Consider the following 16,006-nt stretch of genomic DNA (forward strand, 5'->3'; position numbering starts at 1 on the left):
TTTCTCAGGCGCCCAGCATGATGAGGCCGCCATCGACGGCGAGCAGTTGGCCGGTGATGAATCCAGACCCCTCGCCGGCTAGGAAAACCAGCAGCGGAGCAAGGTCTGTGGCCGGGTCGCCGAGGGCTCCGCGCAATGGGATGGCCAACTTCAGGTTCTCGTCCATGAACGCCGAACCTTCCGGACCGAGAAAGCTACGCAGGCGGTCGGCTCCGGGCGTCTGCATCGCCGGCGCGATCGCGTTCACGGTGATGCCTTCACTGCCCCAGGCCTTGGCGGCGGAGCGCGTCCACGCGTGTACCGCTCCCTTCGTGGCCGCGTAGACCGCCGAGATGGGACTGCCCATGACCGCTTCTGCGGAGCCGAAATTGATGATCCGGCCTCCTGAGCCCTGCATGATGCGGTGAGCGGCTTGATTGACGTGAATGGTCCCGCGCACATTGATCGACACGAGCCGATCGATGTCCGCGTCGGTAATCGTTCCCGCGATGCCCGGTAGCCACAGGCCGGCGGCATGAATGACGGCGTCCAAGCCCCCCATGGCTGCCGCCGCTGCGTCGACCGTCTCGTCCACGCTGTTGACACTGGTGACGTCGCAGCGAAGCCAGGAGGCTGGGGATCGCTCGGGAGCCGGCGCCTCATGGAAGGTGGCGACAACGTCGGCGCCGGAATTCACGAAGACGTCGACGATGGCCGCGCCGATGCCCGTGGCCGCGCCGGTAACCAAGACTCGTCTGCGACCGGATATGTTCGCACCTGTCCCGGGCATGTCACGGAGTCCCTTCAAGTTCGATGTCGAAGGCGGCTAAGTACTCGTCGAACACGGGCCGGATCCCGTCGACGGTCAAGCCGTACTGCTCCAATGAGTAGGCGGCAGAACCGAACCGATCTTGAGGATGTTCGGCAAGCCATCGACGCATCCGCTGAACGGTGTCATCGGTGAGTTCATCGCCGGCCCAGTCGTACAGACTGCGCATCACTGAAATCGGATCACGCATCATCTCCGAGTAGTACATGTCGAAGAAGCGGTCATCTCCGATGCGCTCGCGGACTCGAAGCGGGCGGGTGACGTGCGCGCGCATCTGATCCGTGGCCTTGCGGCCGAGCGCGCGGCGGTCGATGTCTGCTTCACGCATCACCACCTGCTGGGGCATCATCAGGAGGTTGCACAGCGAACCCGTGGCCTTGAACGGGTCACGATGGGCCCAAATCATACGCACGTCGGGGAATACGGTCAGCAGGGTTTCGATGTGCACCGCATGCGACGGCATTTTCAAGTTCCAGGTGCCAGGCGCCTTCGACTGCAGGATTTGCAGCACCAACTTCTGATACTCGTAAGTGCTCGTCATGTCCGCTTCGCCGATGAGCCACTCGGAGTATCGAGCAGTGGGCTGCCATGATTCCCACGACAGGGCCTTGAAATCGGCGGCGTGGATGAACATGTCCTCGGTCGGACCATCGGCGTCTTCCCAGTGCGGGATGGCAACTTTGGCCTTCCGCACCATCTTCAGCATCGCCTGCTGCTCTTCAAGGAGGGCCAAGCATCGCGGATCACTCTTCAAAGTTGCAGTGGTCGCGGGCGGCACCGGGTGGATGCACTCCCAGTGCAGCAGCGAGCGGCGTGCCGGGTCTTCGCCCAGTAAATAGCTGATCACGGTGGTACCTGTGCGCGGCATCCCAAGGGTGACGAGGGGCCGTTTGATCTCCTGCTCGCGCACTTCGGGGTGGCGCTTCGCGTAGTCGTGCACTTCCAGGCGGCTCGCGAGGACCCGCGCGAAGTTTCTGATCAGGTATTCGCGACCGGAGTCGGTGACCAGCGGCGAGGAGTGAATTTCGTCGAGCAGGATCGCCAATCCTTCGCGCCAGGAATCGGAATCGATTTCGTGTAAACCGCTGCGCTGCTGCGCGAGGCGCAGGACGTCATCGGGGCTGCGGACCGCACGGTAATCCACCGCGGACGGCGTGTCGGTGCTCATACCGTCAGGTACCCTCCGTCGACGGCGATGGTGGCCCCAGTGATGTACCGGGCCGGTTCACTGCACAGGAAAAGCACTGCCGCCCAACAGTCTTCAGGCTTTCCTGGACGCCCGAGCGGAGTATGGAATCCGATTTCAACATCGACGACTTGCGGGAGATTGATACCGGGGTCGCTCAGTCGCGTGTGGATGAGGCCAGGTGCGACGGCGTTGACGCGGATGCCGTCGTTGCACCAGCGTCGCGCGAGATTCCACGTCAGTGCGGTGAGTGCCGCTTTCGACGATCCATATCCCGGTGACAGGATCGCCGAGCGGAAGGCCGACATCGAGGTGGTGTTGACGACGTTGGCTCCGCCGGGTGCCGTGCTGCTCTTGAGCAGACCCTCGCATGCCATAGTCAAACGCATCGCTCCGAAGAGGTTCTGCGTCAGGGATAGGGCGAAGCCCTCGGGGGTCCATTCATCCTTCCACTCCGGGAATGGACCGCCCGCGTTGTTGACCAGGATGTCCAGTTCTCCAAGCGACGCGGCGAGGTCGTCGACTGATTTTTCGTCGCGGATCTGGCATTGCCGGTAGGTGAATGCGCTCAGGTCATCGTCATAGTCTTCGGTGGAGGCACGGGTCCCGGTGATGGTCACGGCGGCACCCGCTTTGGCGAATTGGGTGGCAATCTCCTGTCCGATGCCGCTCGTGCCACCGGTGACGAGAACCTTGGCGCCGGCGAAGTCGAAGGTGACCGCGTTCATGCCGATAATCCTTTGATGGAGTGCTGGATCCAGGCCTTCACCCAGAAGTTGTCTGCATCGCTGAGCAGACGCTCGTGTGCGGCAATGGCGACGTCCTTGGCGGCCGCGTTGGTGTCGTCGCCGGCCAGAATTAGATCGGTTAGGTGCAGCGCCTCGACCGCCTGGCCGGCGTCTAAACGCGAGCGGGCGGCCGCGACGAGCCGTTCGGCGCCAGCGGCCGCCACGACGTCCGGCGCGACCGACCACGGCGGGATGGGGAACAGCTCGGTGGTGGAGCGGTGGTGGAACCAGCCGCCGTAGAGCTCCCAGATGGCGCGGGAGTTCCACGTGGTCCGCCCATAACCCTCGCCGACGTCGAAACGTTCGGGCAGCCGGATTTCGTTCATCAGGCTGTAGATATCGGAGCCCGACACCATGGCATCGATGACGCGGTCGTGTACCCACTGCATGGCATCGCGCATGGCGGTGACCTCGGTCGCGATAAGGTCGGCACCTTCGATGGGGTCAAAGTGCCCGGTGATGAGGCGATCGGGCTGCAGGGACAGCACCAGATCGAGCGCCTCGATGTACTGGATCGGATCGCGATACCGATCACCGCGGATCGTCACGAGATTTGGCACGTGACCGAACAGCGGGCCAAACAGGTTACCGGTGAACAGGACTCGGCTGTCTGGTAACCATGCGACCAGTGCATCGGTGGTTTCGCCTCCGGGCGTCCAGTGCAGGTCCACTTGCCTCCCGCCGACGTTCAGACCCAGGTGACGATCGAACGTGATAGTCGGTTCAGGAAAAGACATGTCGAAGAGCGACATGTCGACGTCCTTGAGGTGTTCGAGGGTTGCCCTGGTGAATTTCTCGAAGGCGAAGGCGGTGTTGCGCACACGGGCCGGCATTAGTCGTTCGTTGTCGTCGCGCCAGTAGTAATAGTTGGCGTGCATCACCACCGCCGTGTCCGGGTCTCGGAGCGCGGCCGCTCCGCCCCAGTGATCAGCGTGGCCCTGCGTGACGATGATCGTGTGGGTCGGCCCCGGCACCGCCTGGTAGGCGTCGCGATGCAGTGGCCCCTCGTAGAAAACTCCGGTGTTGATGATGATCCGCCCGCTGCCGGTCTCTACGGCATAGGTGTTCGACACTCCCGGTGACATCCAGATGCCATCGCCCAGCGACGTCGCTGGCTGACCCGATGCGGCAGCAATCGCCTCGACGCCGGGTCGGCGGTGATGAATTGACCCCATACGCCGTACTTCCTCTCCGCCAGCCGCGCGGCGTGGTTCAGCCGGCCGGACTTTGCTATATCGAATATTCGATATAGCATCGATATCATGACACCGAGCGTAACCTTGGATTCCCAACCGCGTCAATCCGTTTCGCCACCCACCGATCGGGTGGTCGCCGTCATGAGCCTGCTGGGTGGTGCCCCCGACCGTTGCTTCACGGTGACCGAAGTCGGCCGAGCGTTGGAGATCAGCAGAGCGACCGCACACGCAGTGCTGAATGCATTGGCCGTTCACGACTGGGTAATCCGGGACCCCGAGACCGGTCAATTCAGTTGCGGCCCGGCCATCGCGGCATTGGCTCGTCCTTCCGGAGCAGGACGACGGCTCGTGCGGGCCCGCCTGGCCGAACTGGCGACTGAACTTCAGATGCAAGTTCTGCTGGTACGGCGCAACGGAACCGACATGACGGTGATCGAGACCGCCGGCCAGACGGCGACGGCTGCCCAGGTAGGCCTTGGCTTCCACATCCCGTTCCTGGCCCCTTTCGGCCGCGAGTTCGTCGCGTGGGCCGATGACCAAACGCATGGAGCTTGGCTCGCACGCTTGAAATCGGCGAGGCCCGAATTTCGTTCTCGCATGGACGAAGTACTGGCCGACGTACGCGACCGCGGCTACGCCATCGAGCGTCTGAGCCCTGAATGGCTGCGGGTGCACACTGCGCTTCAAGCGCTGAGCGGGCATGGTGACATCGACATCGTGACCACCAGCCTCGCCACTGCCATCGCCGACGGCACCGTGGTCGACTTCCTAACCGCGGAGCTTCCCCCTGGCCAATTGAATGAAGTGGCCATGGTGATGGCCCCGGTGCGGAACAGCGACGGCGCGGTCGTCATGTCGGTCTCGGCGATCCCCTTCGCGTCGCTGGAAGCGACCGCCGTGAAGGAGTTAGGTCAGCGAATGTGTCACGCCGCCGCCGAACTCGAAACGGTCATTGCTCGCTACGAGGCGACGTAAATGCGGCACCGGACAAATTCCCGTGTGAGCTGACCGTCTCGCCAGAATTTTCTAGTGTCGTGAGTCATCAATTCGCTTGCAGTAGTTCACGGCGGGTCCACGCCCTCAACTGCTCACGCTAGGCACTAGACAAAGCCACAGACGCAGCAACGGGGCCCGGCACACGCCAAGCCTACGATCCGAATGCGAGTTAACGACTCTCGACACTAGCGCCTCTTGAGTCCGTCACTCAGGAATCCCCGCACGACGTGGGCACGGACGAAGTCGGCGACCACGTCGTCGTCGCCCATGTCGAGATAGGGCGACGGGGTGGTGAACAACGAGAACAACATCCGCGCGAACCACTCGGTCGCCGACCGGATGTCAAGGTCACCGCGGACCTCGCCGGTCAGCCGCGCCGCGGAGACATACGGTGCGAGAAACTCGCTGCATTCCCGCAGGAGGGTCGACGCATTCTTGGTCAACATCAAGCTGACCTCGTCCTGGTCGAAATACGATTCGGGCTCCACGACTCGGCGCGCCTGAGCGACGAAAACGCCTGCACGCGTTAGCTTTTCCTCCAGCGTGCTGCCGCCGTGCCGATCGATCGCCGTGGCCAGCCTGCGATAGAAGCGCTGGGACGCCGCCTCCGCACAGCTTTCGACGATCGTCTCCTTGTCCCGGAAGTACTCGTAGAACGTGCTCCTGGACACATCCGCGACACGTGCGATGTCGACGATCGTCGTCTTCCGCAACCCGTGCGTGCGGAAACAGGCGAACGCAGCCGAGATGAGCACCTCGCGGGTGTCGACCGCCGTCGCGTACGTCATCTCGATTCCCGGCTTCCCCGCTCAGCGATCGGGCGCGAGGATCAGTCCGCTCGTCGGAACGCCTGTACCCGACGTGACCAGCACGTGTTCGACGTTGTCCACCTGATTGTGGGACGTGCCGCGCACCTGTCGGACGCCCTCGGTGATGCCGTTCATGCCGTGAATGTAAGCCTCGCCGAGCAACCCGCCGTTGGTGTTGATCGGCATCCGGCCGCCCAGCGACAGTTCTTCGACCGAGACGAAGTCCTTGGCTTCCCCGCGGCCGCAGAATCCGAGCTCCTCGAGTTGAGTGAAGACGAAAGGCGTGAAGTGGTCGTAGAGGAAAGCCGTCGAAATGTCTTGCGGTTTAAGACCGGAATCCCGCCACAGCTTGTCGCCAACGACTCCCATTTCGGGCAGGCCGGTGATCTCCTCGCGGTAGTAGCTGGTCATCACCTCGCCGTCGTAGGCGGCTCCTTGCGCGGCGGCCGTGATGACGGCGGGCGGCTTGGCCAGGTCGCGGGCGCGCTCGACGCTCGTCACCACCATGGCGACACCCCCGTCGCTTTCCTGACAACAGTCGAGCAGCCTCAGCACGGGCTCGATGATCCACCGCGATTGTTGGTGCTGCTCAAGGGTTATCGGCTTCTGGTAGAACCAGGCGTCGGGGTTGTTCGCGGCGTGCTTGCGGTCGATGACCGAGATCTTCCCGAAATCGGCGTTGGTGACGCCGTATGTGGTCATATAGCGCTGCGCGTGTAACGCGACCCAGGCGGCCGGCGTCATGAACCCGAACGGCGCATAGGGAGCCATCCACAGCGGCGTCACTCCCGGCTGACGGCCGGCGCCACCGAAGCGGAACCCGGAGCGCTCGTTGAACGCTCGGTAGCACACCACCGCCTCCGCCACGCCCGTCGCGACCGCCATCGCGGCCTGCATCACCGTTCCCGCGGCGGCGCCACCGCCGTGGGGGACCCTGGTGAAGAACGTCAGGTCCCGGATCCCGACATTGCGGGCGACCTCGATCTCCTCGTTGTCGTCGACGCTGAAGGTGACCATGCCGTCGATGTCGGCGGGACGAAGACCGGCGTCGCCTATGGCGGCTTTGACTGCCTCGCAGGCCAGTTGCATCTCGCTGCGGCCCGATTCCTTGGAGAACTCGGTTTGCCCGATCCCGACGAGCGCGGCCTTGCCGCCAATCCCGCAGGAGCCCCTGTTCATGCATCCACGCCTTCGAGCAGGCTGAGCACCGCGGTTCCCGAGACGTGGTCGCCGAGGCTGTTGGCGCCCCTGAACGTGACCTCGATGAATCCTTCGCCGTCGGCCGACGATTTGTCCGTGACCGATCCGGTGAAGCGCATCGGATCATTCGGGTAGGCCGGGACGCCGAGGCGAATGGACAACTTTTTGATCATCGCCTCGGGGCCCGCCCAGTCATGAAGGAACTTCACGCAAAGCCCATTAGTCGTCAGGATGTTCAAGAAAATGTCTTTGGATCCCTGGGAATTCGCAAAGTCGCGGTCATGGTGCACGGGCATGTAGTCGCGGGACGCGATGGCCCCGGCGACGATCAGTGTGGTGGTCACCGGGACGTCCATCGGGGTGACTTCCTCGCCCACGTTGATGGAATTCCATGCGCGCGTGGTGGTGCGGTCGACGGTGGAGGTCATGCGTTTCCTTCCGGGTATGTCGCGCCGAGCCGGGCGAGTTGTTGGGGGGCAGAGCCGAGCGAGAGCTCGATCTGCTTGGCCCACAGGAAATAGCGATGAAGCGGGTAGGTGACGTCGATGCCCATGCCGCCGTGGACCTGTTGGGCTGATGCGACGACCCGTGCACCCGCCTCGGCGGCCCAGAATTTGGCGATGGCGGCCTCGCGGGCGGCGGGTCGGCCTTCCGCGATCAGCCACGCCGCGTGCCAGGTGGTCCACCGAATCGCCTCGACGTCGATGAATGCATCGGCCAACCGCTGCTGCACGGCCTGAAATGAGCCGATCGGCCTGCCGAACTGCTCGCGCTCGCCGGTGTAGGACGCCGCGATCTTCAACGCGCGCTCGGTCACCCCGACCTGCATGGCGCACAGTCCGACGAGCGCCCTGGTGTACAGCGAGTCGACGGCATCCCGGCCACCGGCCTCGTTGAGTCGGAGCGCGACGGCCCCAGCGAACTCGACGTCGGCGTAGGGCTCACCGTTGGTGGTGATTGCCGGTGTGACGACGACGCCCTCGGTGGCCGTCTCGACGACGAACAGGCCCGGTCCGTCGTCCGCGCGTGCCGAAACCACGATGGCGTCGGCAAGCTGCGCTGCGGGCACGAGTTCCTTGACGCCGTCCAGGATCCAGGCGTCGCCATCGGGCCGTGCGGTGGTGCGTGGGGCGGCCGGGTCGGAGCTTCCCGGTTCGGCGAGCGCGGCGGTCAGTATCGTGCTTCCGTCCACCACCTTCGGTAGGTACCGTCGCTGAGTGGTCGAGTCACCGTGCCGCGCAATCGTATCCGCGCCGAGCACCAGGGTCGCATAGACCGGCACCGGCGCAACACTCCAGCCCACTTCCGCGAGCAGCACGCCGAGGTCGAGGAAGCTGCCACCGCTGCCGCCAACCGATTCGGGTAGCGCGATGCCCAGCAAGTCCGACGCCGCCAGCTCACGCCACAGTGCGGGGTCGAAACGAATCTCGCCCGATTCCAACTCGGTGAGGTGCTCGGTGGTGGCGCGGTGCTCGAAGAGCTGGCGGGCCACCTTGCCGACGGTCTCTTGTTCTTCGGTGAAGGAAAAATCCATGTTCGCCTGGTGCCTCGTGTTCAGCGGGCGGGCCGGAACTGGTGCAGCACCAGCTCGTCCCCGCTCGGGATTGCTTCGAACGTCTCGTAGAAGACCTCGACGGGCATACCGACGTCGATGGCCGCCGGTTCGATATCGCACAGGTTCGACACGATGCGCACACCTTCGTCGAGCTCGATCAGTGCCACGACGTAGGGGTATTGGAGGAAGGGGAGCGGCGGGTATTGCGGCATCACGAAGCTGTAAACCGTTCCGCGCCCGGTTGATTCGATGGAATCCCAGTTGAGCGACTGGCAATTTCCGCACATCGGGCGGGGCGGCACCCGCAACGTCTTGCAGTCGGCGCAGCGCTGGATCAGCAGCTTGTGGTCCTTGAGGCCCGACCAGAAGAATTCGGTGTCCGGGCTGATCGACGGAGCAAGTCTGGTCGCCATCAGCTTCCCGTCTTGAATCGCAGCGTGCGGAACCATTGGCGGCCGATGACTTCGCCGTTCTGATCGCGGTAGGTGGTCACCCACGTGACGAAGAATCCTTTGCCCATCGCGGTCGTCTTCTCGTCGGAGATCGAGTCGAACACCGTCTCACCGGTGATCTCGTCGCCGACGCGGGGATAGCGTTCGATCTCAAACTCAGAGTTCGTCGCGATGATGCCCGTGTAACCGGCGTCGGAGAGGAATTGCAGCGGGTTCGTCTTGATCTCGATCGGCACGCCGCCGCGCTCATGGATGCCGGCGAGCTTGGGCGGCGGCATCGTCCAGCTCTGCAGCATCACCGGCGGGGAAACCAGGCCACCGTAGCGGGAGTTCTCCGCGAACTCGGGATCAAGGTAGGCGGGATTCATGTCGTCCAACGCGTACGCCCAGTGCCGGATCATCGCGGCGTTCACCGGATCAGGGGCGCGGGAGGGTCTGCCGACTCCGTCGGTGGGCGTCCCGATCAACGCGTCGAGGCGCTCGCGCAGGTCGTCTTTGGCTAGCTCTGTCACGTGGATTTCTCCTTTCCGGAGGCCCGCACGTCTCGGGGTGCGCGGGGCATCCCGAGGCCGGCCATAGCGATGATGTCGCGTTGAAGTTCGTTGGCTCCGCCGCCGAATGTGTTGATGACCGCCAGCCTGTAGGCGCTCTCCAGCTCGCCCTTGAGCGGAGCCGCCGAGTCCTTGCGGACACCCGCCTGCCCGACGACTTCGAGCAGCTCGCGGGCGACCTGTTGAGTGAGTTCGGTGCCGAAAACCTTTGCCGCCGAGGCCTCGCCCATACCGAGGGCACCCGAGCTCATCGTCGCGTTCACGCGCAGGTTCAGCAGCCGGTAGGCGGCGACCTGCGCTTCCACCCGGGCCAGGGCCTGCTGCACCCAGGGCTGATCGATGACCATGCCGTCGTCGAGCGGTGTCGTCGACGCCCACTTGAGCGTCTTGGCGAAGAGCGGCTCCAGGGCACCGAGGTTGCCCAGGGCGGCGCGTTCGAGGTTGAGCTGGTTCGTCACCAGCGTCCAACCCTGGTTTTCGCCGAGCACGATGGCGCTCTCGGGTACCCGGACGTCATCGTAGAACGTGTAGTACGTGGACACCCCCGGCATGGTGTGTAGCGGCTTCCAGGAGAACCCGGGCGAGTCCGTCGGCACGATGAACAGGGTGATTCCCTTGTGTTTCTTGACGGTTGGGTCGGTGCGCGCCGCCAACCAGATGTAGTCGGCGAACTCCGCGCCGCTGGTGAACATCTTTGAACCATTGATGACGAACTCGTCGCCGTCCCTGACCGCGGTGGTCCGCAGCGAGGCGAGGTCGCTCCCGGCGCCGGGCTCCGAGTAACCGATCGCGAAATCAACGGTGCCCTTGAGGATCGCCGGGAGGAACTTGGCCTTCTGCTCCTCGGTGCCGTACTGAATGAGCGTGGGGCCCACAGTGTTTAGGGTGACAAACGGCAACGGTGCGTTGACCCTGCGCGCTTCCTCCGAGAAAATGTACTGCTCCAACGCGGTCAGCCCGCCGCCACCGTATTCGACCGGCCAGGCGACGCCGAGCAACCCGGCATCGCCGAGCGCCCGCCGGCACTCGGTCATCGCGGCGCCCCCCTCGGTGAGGTTGGCGACGGCGGCGCGGCGCTCCGGGGTCATCACCGCCTCCAGGCGCGTCCGGTAGTCCTTTCGGAGCTGCTCCTGTTCGGGCGTGTAGTCGAAGTCCATCAGTTGCCCGCCCCCAGTCGGATTGGCATGCGTTTCACGCCCGGCACCATGGTTGCGCGCAGCCGGGTCACGTCACCGGTGAGCTCGATCGTGGGAAAGGCGCCCAGTAGCACCTCAAACATCACCCTGGCTTCCAGGCGCGCGAGCTGGGCGCCAAGGCACGCGTGCTCCCCGGCCCCGAACGCGATGTGCGGGTTGGGATTACGGGTGATGTCGAACTCTTCGCAGGTGGGCCCAAAGATCTCTTCGTCGCGGTTGGCGGAGCCGTAGAGCATGACCACTGTGTCGCCCGCCCTGATCTGCTGGCCGCGGATCTCGACGTCCTCGGTCGCGCGGCGGGCCATGTGGGTGACCGGGCTGGTGAATCGCAGCATCTCCTCGACCGCGCTGGGCAGCAGCGACGGGTCCGATCGCAGCAGCGCGAACTGGTCGGGGTGGTCGATCAGCGCCAACGTGCCCAACGCGATCAGGTTGCGTGTGGTTTCGTTGCCGGCGACCAACAGCAGGAAGGAGAAGTTGAGCAGATCCGCGTCGGTGAGCCGCTCGCCGTCGACCTCGGCCGCGGCCAGGATGCTCAGCAGGTCGTCCTGCCCGCTGACCTCGCCGGACCGCCGCGCGGCGATGAGCTTGGTGAAGTATTCGTACAGCTCACCGAGGGCGACGATCGAGTCCAGTTCGATGTCCGGGTCGGCGGTGCCGACCGCCGCGTCCGACCACGCGCGGAACTGCTCCCAGTCTTCGGGAGGGGCACCGAGCATCTCGGCGATCATCCGGGTGGGAAGGGGCGCGGCGATCTCCTCGGCGAACTCGTACTCTCGCGACGGCTCGACACTGTCCACGATGCCCTTCACGATCTGGCGCACCTTGGGCTCGAGCAACTGCACCTGCCGGCGGGAAAAGCCGGAGTTGATGAGCTTGCGGAGCTGCCGGTGGCGGGGAGGGTCGGTGAAAATGAGGTTGCCTTCCTGAACGGGTTCAGGCTGGCTGGGATCCGGAATCGTGATGCCCTTCGTCGACGAGAAGGTCAGTGGGTGGCCCGAAACGTAGCGGACGTCCTCGTACTTCAACAGCGCCCAGAAGTTCGTGACGTCGTTCCACACCACTGGCGTCGTGTTGCGGAGTTCCCGGTAGACCGGGTAGGGATCGCCGGCGTAGAAGTCCGGAGAGTGCAAGGGAACAGTAGTAGTGGGCACCGCATGCCTTCCTTGGACACTGGGCTGGCCGGACAGATAACGCAAGAATGTCCGTTTCCATGCTGTCTACAGGAGAGCCAGATCATCTGTCAATCGCCGCATATTGGGCTAAAACTGGCTCAAATTAGCCGTTGACGGCGTCGCGGTCGGCGTGTACACACAGGTTGAGTATGTAAGTTATCTCGGTGGCGTCGCCCGCGCTGCTTCACGATCGTGCAGTCAGGAAGGCAGGCAGGATGGCTGGGTCGGGTTCGCTCCTCGAGGCCTACGGTCACTACATTGACGGCCAGTGGACCGACCCGGACTGCGGACGCTACGACGTCGTCAATCCCGCCACCGAGGTGGTGATCCAAACGGCGCCCGATGCGAGCGTGGCGCAGGTCCGGCAGGCGGTCGCAGCGGCCAGGTCCGCCTTCGACACGGGCCCGTGGCCCGCGGCAGAGCCCGCGGAACGGGCCCGATGCCTGCAACAACTCAGCGATGCGCTGATGGCCAGGAGCGAGGAGATCTACGCACTCGCGCTGGCCGAGTGGGGTTGTTCCGCGAACGAACGGCTGATTCACGTCGACGGACCGGCATTCATGGTCGGCCATGCCGCCGAGCTCGCGGCGGAGCCCGCCGAGGCACCGATGGATGCCTGGGGGGCCGCGGGCACCACACTGCTGCGCTACGAACCCCTCGGTGTGGTGGCGGCCATGACGCCGTGGAACTTCCCGCACACCCTCAACGTCATGAAGTTGGGCGCGGCACTGGCGGCGGGAAATACGCTGGTGCTCAAGCCTTCCCCGCTGACACCGCTGGCCGGGCTGGCGTTGGCGCGAATCATCGACGAGGACACGGACATTCCCCCTGGCGTCGTCAACGTGGTGACGCCGACCAGCGTCGAGGCCAGCAGGAGCCTGACCCTGGATCCCAGGGTCGACATGGTGAGCTTCACCGGTAGCTCTGTCGTCGGCCGCGACGTGATGGCGGGAGCGGCGACCACCATGAAGCGCGTTCTGCTGGAATGCGGGGGCAAGTCGGCGACCATCCTGCTGCCCGACGTCGACGTCACCGACGACCTGTTGGAACGGCTGTTGTTCGAGGGATGCACGATGCATGCTGGTCAAGCCTGCATTCTCAACAGCAGGTTGCTGCTGCCCGAGGCGATCCACGACGAGGTGGTGGACCGGCTCGCCGCACTGTCCCGCGAAGTCGTGATCGGCGATCCCGTCGATCCGGCGGTCACCATGGGTCCGTTGATCAGCCGCGAGCACCTCGACCGTGTCGAGGGCTTCGTCAAACGCGCCGAAGCCGACGGTGCGACCGTCGTGGCCGGGGGAGCCCGCCCGAAGGATCTGAACAGCGGTTTCTATTTCGAGCCAACGATACTCACCGATGCCGCCGCCGATTCGTATATCGCGCAGGAGGAGGTGTTCGGTCCCGTGCTGACCGTCTTGCGGTATCGCGACGACGATGACGCGGTGACCATCGCCAACAATTCGTCTTATGGCCTCGGCGGCGCGGTGTGGGGAAGCGACATCGACCGCGCGGTGGCCATCGCCCGGCGGATGAGGACCGGACAGGTATCGGTCAACGGCACAATCCCCGGAGACGCGCCGTTCGGAGGCTTCAAGCAGAGCGGCATCGGTCGGGAGGGCGGCGTGATGGGACTGCGGGCCTATATGGAGCCCAAGGCCATCGGGATACCCGCGTGAACCGACCCCTGGCGGGCTTGCGCGTCGTCGAGTTGGCCTCCGAGATCGCGGGTCCCTATTGCGCGAAGCTGCTGGTGGACCTGGGCGCCGACGTGCGCAAGGTCGAGCCCCCGTCAGGTGACCCACTGCGCCGTTGGGGTCCCTTTCCCCCAGAGGGCCCTCATCCGGAGCGAAGCGGGCTGTTCGAGTACCTGAACGCCGGAAAGTGCGGCGCCACGGTTGATTTCGCGCAGGAACGTGGCCTTGAGGTCCTGCGCGAGATGATCTCGCAGGCGGATGTCCTGGTCGAAGACTTACCGGGGGGCGCACCTGAGCGCCGGGCGTGGGGTCTGGACGCGCAAACCCTGGCCCGGGTCAACCCGGATCTCGTCGTGGTCCGGATCTCCAGCTTCGGCCAGGAGGGGCCACTGCGTGACCGGGTGACGACTCCGCTGACCCTGCAGGCGGCGGCGGGTTGGATCAACGTGCGCGAGCCCGGCCGGGCGCCGCTACAGGCCGGCGCCCGCATCCCGGAATACATCGCGGGCGGATACGCGGCCCTCGGCGCGCTGACGGCCCTACGCGTCGCCACGGCCGAAACGCACCGGCCGGTCGAGGTGGACGTGTCGATGTTCGAGTCGCTGTTGGCGACGCTGCCCTATCCCATGCTGATGGCCGCCCGCTTGAAAAGCCTTGGCTTGCCGACGAATTCCAAAGCCGCGCCGATGCTGGGTATTGTGCGTGCCTCCGACGGCTGGATCGGGATCAACTGCCTGACCGGTCAGCATTGGCTGGACGTCTGCGCGATGGTCGGGTTGCCCGAGTTCGGCGACCACCAGCTCGCGATCATGCTCGGCGGGCCCGAGCGCGACGAGTTCTTCGCCAAGGCCCAGCCGTTCCTGGAATCGATGTCCGTCGCCGATCTGGTCGAATTGAGCCAGGCCATGCGCATACCCGCGGCGCCGATCACCGACGGCGACACGATCCTGGGCTGCCCGCAGTATGCGGAGCGAGGGTTTTTCGTCGACGCGGCCACCGACGGATGGCGATTCACCAGGCCAGGCGCGCCGTTCCGGCTCTCGAAGACCCCGGTACCGCCGCCATTGCCCGCTCCCGCCCTCCGAACAAACGGAGCGCAGGCCAAGTGGAGCAAGCGCGACGCACCGCGCCCGACGGGTGACGTCGCCGACGTCTCTTTGCCGTTCGCCGGGTTGAAGGTCTTCGACTTGAGCACTTTCTGGGCGGGCGCGTATCTGACGTGCTACCTCGGTGCGTTCGGGGCGGACGTGATCAAGGTCGAATCCATTCAGCGGCCCGACGGACACCGCTACTCGGGCTCGCTGCTGCGCGAGGGCGACGACTGGTACGAGCGCGGGCCGCTGTGGCAGGGAACCAATCTCAACAAGCGCGACATCACGCTGGATCTCACCTCTGCCACCGGTCGAGAGTTGGCGCTGCGACTGGCTGCGGAGGCCGACGTGGTGGTGGAGAACTTCTCGCCGCGCGTCGTCGAACAATTCGGACTGGATTACGACTCCATCGCGCGGGTCAATCCCGGCGTGATCATGGTGCGGATGCCCGGGTTCGGGCTCCAGGGGCCGTGGCGCGACTACGTGGGCTGGGCGCTGAACATCGAACAGGTGTCAGGCATGTCGGCCGCGACCGGTTATGCGGACGGCCCGCCGTGCAATCTGCAGGGGCCCGCCGACCCGATCGCCGGCGTACACGCCTGCGTCGCGCTGCTGGCCGCCCTCGAGCACAGGCGGTCCACCGGCGAGGGGCAGCTGATCGAGGCGGCGCAAATCGAGGTCGGCGCGGCGGTGACAGCCGAACCCGTCATCGAATACTCGTTGACGGGATCGGTGCGCCCGCGTGAGGGAAACCGCCACCGCGAATACGCGCAGGGCGTCTATTCGACCGGCAATGTCGACGAGTGGGTCGCGCTCTCGGTGCGTCATGACGATGACTGGCGAGCGGTGCTGGACGCCATTGACCGCCCCGACCTGCGCGACGACCCGAGATTCGCCTCCGCTGCAGCGCGCCGGGAACACCACGACGAATTCGACGAGGTACTGGCGAATTGGACGTGCGAGCGAACCGCGGAGGAGGTCGTGGCGACGTTTGGCCGGCATGGTGTGCCCGCCGAGCGACTGTTGACGGCCGATCGGATGTATGACGTCGAGCAACTCGACGCGCGCGGCTTCTATCAGGACCTGGACCATTCGATCACCGGCCGACAGAGGTTTCCCGGCTGGCCTTTTCGCATCTCGCCGGGACCCATACACCAGCACAGGGCCGCCGCGCCGACACTCGGGCAGCACAACGCCGAGGTGCTTGGAGCGCTTGGACTTTCCGCTCAGGAGATTGCCGCGTTGCGGGAGCAACGAGTGATCGGGGAACGCGTTCTCAACGCATAGTCGATGAACTCGGCCCGTTCGG

The 16,006-nt window shown here is 65.0% G+C and carries 15 protein-coding genes; 3 read left to right on the forward strand and 12 right to left on the reverse strand.

Annotated elements, in window-relative coordinates; translation table 11 throughout:
- Positions 1–4 precede the first annotated feature (4 nt).
- From P6281_RS09295 to P6281_RS09310, 4 genes are read right to left on the reverse strand one after another with little or no spacing between them, the layout of a single operon-like run.
- Entirely contained in the window at positions 5–769 is a 765-nt protein-coding gene (locus P6281_RS09295; RefSeq protein ID WP_036458592.1) for an SDR family NAD(P)-dependent oxidoreductase, read from the reverse strand.
- 1 nt (position 770) lies between these two features.
- On the reverse strand, positions 771–1,976 hold the full coding sequence (locus tag P6281_RS09300) for a sulfotransferase family protein (RefSeq protein WP_324738826.1): 1,206 nt from the start codon (positions 1,974–1,976) through the stop codon (positions 771–773).
- On the reverse strand, positions 1,973–2,722 hold the full coding sequence (locus tag P6281_RS09305) for an SDR family NAD(P)-dependent oxidoreductase (protein WP_009976125.1): 750 nt from the start codon (positions 2,720–2,722) through the stop codon (positions 1,973–1,975). The genes P6281_RS09300 and P6281_RS09305 overlap by 4 nt, the downstream gene beginning before the upstream one ends.
- Positions 2,719–3,957: an alkyl sulfatase dimerization domain-containing protein gene (locus P6281_RS09310; protein WP_014384318.1), complete on the reverse strand. Its 1,239-nt coding sequence runs from the start codon at positions 3,955–3,957 to the stop codon at positions 2,719–2,721. The genes P6281_RS09305 and P6281_RS09310 overlap by 4 nt, the downstream gene beginning before the upstream one ends.
- A gap of 87 nt (positions 3,958–4,044) precedes the next feature.
- Here P6281_RS09310 and P6281_RS09315 point away from each other — a divergent pair, with 87 nt between their 5' ends.
- Complete coding sequence (locus P6281_RS09315) at positions 4,045–4,953, forward strand: helix-turn-helix domain-containing protein (RefSeq protein ID WP_324738827.1); 909 nt, start codon at positions 4,045–4,047, stop codon at positions 4,951–4,953.
- A gap of 206 nt (positions 4,954–5,159) precedes the next feature.
- Here the strand turns inward: P6281_RS09315 and P6281_RS09320 are convergent, their stop codons facing one another.
- Genes P6281_RS09320 through P6281_RS09355 form a run of 8 tightly spaced genes read right to left on the reverse strand, consistent with a single transcriptional unit; the run spans position 5,160 to position 11,870 of the window.
- Complete coding sequence (locus P6281_RS09320; protein ID WP_009956515.1) at positions 5,160–5,762, reverse strand: TetR/AcrR family transcriptional regulator; 603 nt, start codon at positions 5,760–5,762, stop codon at positions 5,160–5,162.
- 21 nt (positions 5,763–5,783) lie between these two features.
- On the reverse strand, positions 5,784–6,962 hold the full coding sequence (locus tag P6281_RS09325; protein WP_014382240.1) for a lipid-transfer protein: 1,179 nt from the start codon (positions 6,960–6,962) through the stop codon (positions 5,784–5,786).
- Positions 6,959–7,411: a MaoC family dehydratase gene (locus tag P6281_RS09330; protein ID WP_009956512.1), complete on the reverse strand. Its 453-nt coding sequence runs from the start codon at positions 7,409–7,411 to the stop codon at positions 6,959–6,961. The genes P6281_RS09325 and P6281_RS09330 overlap by 4 nt, the downstream gene beginning before the upstream one ends.
- A complete protein-coding gene (locus P6281_RS09335) occupies positions 7,408–8,517 on the reverse strand; it encodes an acyl-CoA dehydrogenase family protein (RefSeq protein WP_009976133.1) in 1,110 nt (369 codons plus the stop codon). Before P6281_RS09335 ends, P6281_RS09330 begins: the two co-directional genes overlap by 4 nt.
- A 20-nt stretch (positions 8,518–8,537) precedes the next feature.
- Positions 8,538–8,951, reverse strand: coding sequence for a Zn-ribbon domain-containing OB-fold protein (locus tag P6281_RS09340; protein ID WP_014711340.1), 414 nt, complete (start codon positions 8,949–8,951; stop codon positions 8,538–8,540).
- Complete coding sequence (locus P6281_RS09345; protein ID WP_009976136.1) at positions 8,951–9,502, reverse strand: FAS1-like dehydratase domain-containing protein; 552 nt, start codon at positions 9,500–9,502, stop codon at positions 8,951–8,953. Before P6281_RS09345 ends, P6281_RS09340 begins: the two co-directional genes overlap by 1 nt.
- A complete protein-coding gene (locus P6281_RS09350; protein WP_008255398.1) occupies positions 9,499–10,698 on the reverse strand; it encodes an acyl-CoA dehydrogenase family protein in 1,200 nt (399 codons plus the stop codon). Before P6281_RS09350 ends, P6281_RS09345 begins: the two co-directional genes overlap by 4 nt.
- Entirely contained in the window at positions 10,698–11,870 is a 1,173-nt protein-coding gene (locus P6281_RS09355; RefSeq protein ID WP_008255399.1) for a cytochrome P450, read from the reverse strand. The genes P6281_RS09350 and P6281_RS09355 overlap by 1 nt, the downstream gene beginning before the upstream one ends.
- A gap of 257 nt (positions 11,871–12,127) precedes the next feature.
- On the opposite strand from P6281_RS09355, the gene P6281_RS09360 reads away from it, so the two are divergent.
- A complete protein-coding gene (locus tag P6281_RS09360) occupies positions 12,128–13,588 on the forward strand; it encodes an aldehyde dehydrogenase family protein (protein WP_008255400.1) in 1,461 nt (486 codons plus the stop codon).
- A complete protein-coding gene (locus P6281_RS09365) occupies positions 13,585–15,984 on the forward strand; it encodes a CaiB/BaiF CoA transferase family protein (protein ID WP_014941651.1) in 2,400 nt (799 codons plus the stop codon). The genes P6281_RS09360 and P6281_RS09365 overlap by 4 nt, the downstream gene beginning before the upstream one ends.
- Positions 15,985–16,006: the final 22 nt, after the last annotated feature.

The sequence above is a fragment of the Mycobacterium sp. 5-140-3-2 genome (assembly GCF_035666375.1).
GTDB classification, from domain to species: Bacteria; Actinomycetota; Actinomycetes; order Mycobacteriales; family Mycobacteriaceae; genus Mycobacterium; species Mycobacterium intracellulare.

Bases quoted from the DNA above. Each gene is read 5' to 3' on its own strand.
- P6281_RS09305 (WP_009976125.1), bottom strand. From the start codon at position 2,722: ATGAACGCGGTCACCTTCGACTTCGCCGGCGCCAAGGTTCTCGTCACC.
- P6281_RS09330 (WP_009956512.1), bottom strand. From the start codon at position 7,411: ATGACCTCCACCGTCGACCGCACCACCACGCGCGCATGGAATTCCATC.
- P6281_RS09360 (WP_008255400.1), top strand. From the start codon at position 12,128: ATGGCTGGGTCGGGTTCGCTCCTCGAGGCCTACGGTCACTACATTGAC.
- P6281_RS09335 (WP_009976133.1), bottom strand. From the start codon at position 8,517: ATGGATTTTTCCTTCACCGAAGAACAAGAGACCGTCGGCAAGGTGGCC.
- P6281_RS09350 (WP_008255398.1), bottom strand. From the start codon at position 10,698: ATGGACTTCGACTACACGCCCGAACAGGAGCAGCTCCGAAAGGACTAC.
- P6281_RS09310 (WP_014384318.1), bottom strand. From the start codon at position 3,957: ATGGGGTCAATTCATCACCGCCGACCCGGCGTCGAGGCGATTGCTGCC.
- P6281_RS09320 (WP_009956515.1), bottom strand. From the start codon at position 5,762: ATGACGTACGCGACGGCGGTCGACACCCGCGAGGTGCTCATCTCGGCT.
- P6281_RS09325 (WP_014382240.1), bottom strand. From the start codon at position 6,962: ATGAACAGGGGCTCCTGCGGGATTGGCGGCAAGGCCGCGCTCGTCGGG.
- P6281_RS09300 (WP_324738826.1), bottom strand. From the start codon at position 1,976: ATGAGCACCGACACGCCGTCCGCGGTGGATTACCGTGCGGTCCGCAGC.
- P6281_RS09295 (WP_036458592.1), bottom strand. From the start codon at position 769: ATGCCCGGGACAGGTGCGAACATATCCGGTCGCAGACGAGTCTTGGTT.
- P6281_RS09315 (WP_324738827.1), top strand. From the start codon at position 4,045: ATGACACCGAGCGTAACCTTGGATTCCCAACCGCGTCAATCCGTTTCG.
- P6281_RS09340 (WP_014711340.1), bottom strand. From the start codon at position 8,951: ATGGCGACCAGACTTGCTCCGTCGATCAGCCCGGACACCGAATTCTTC.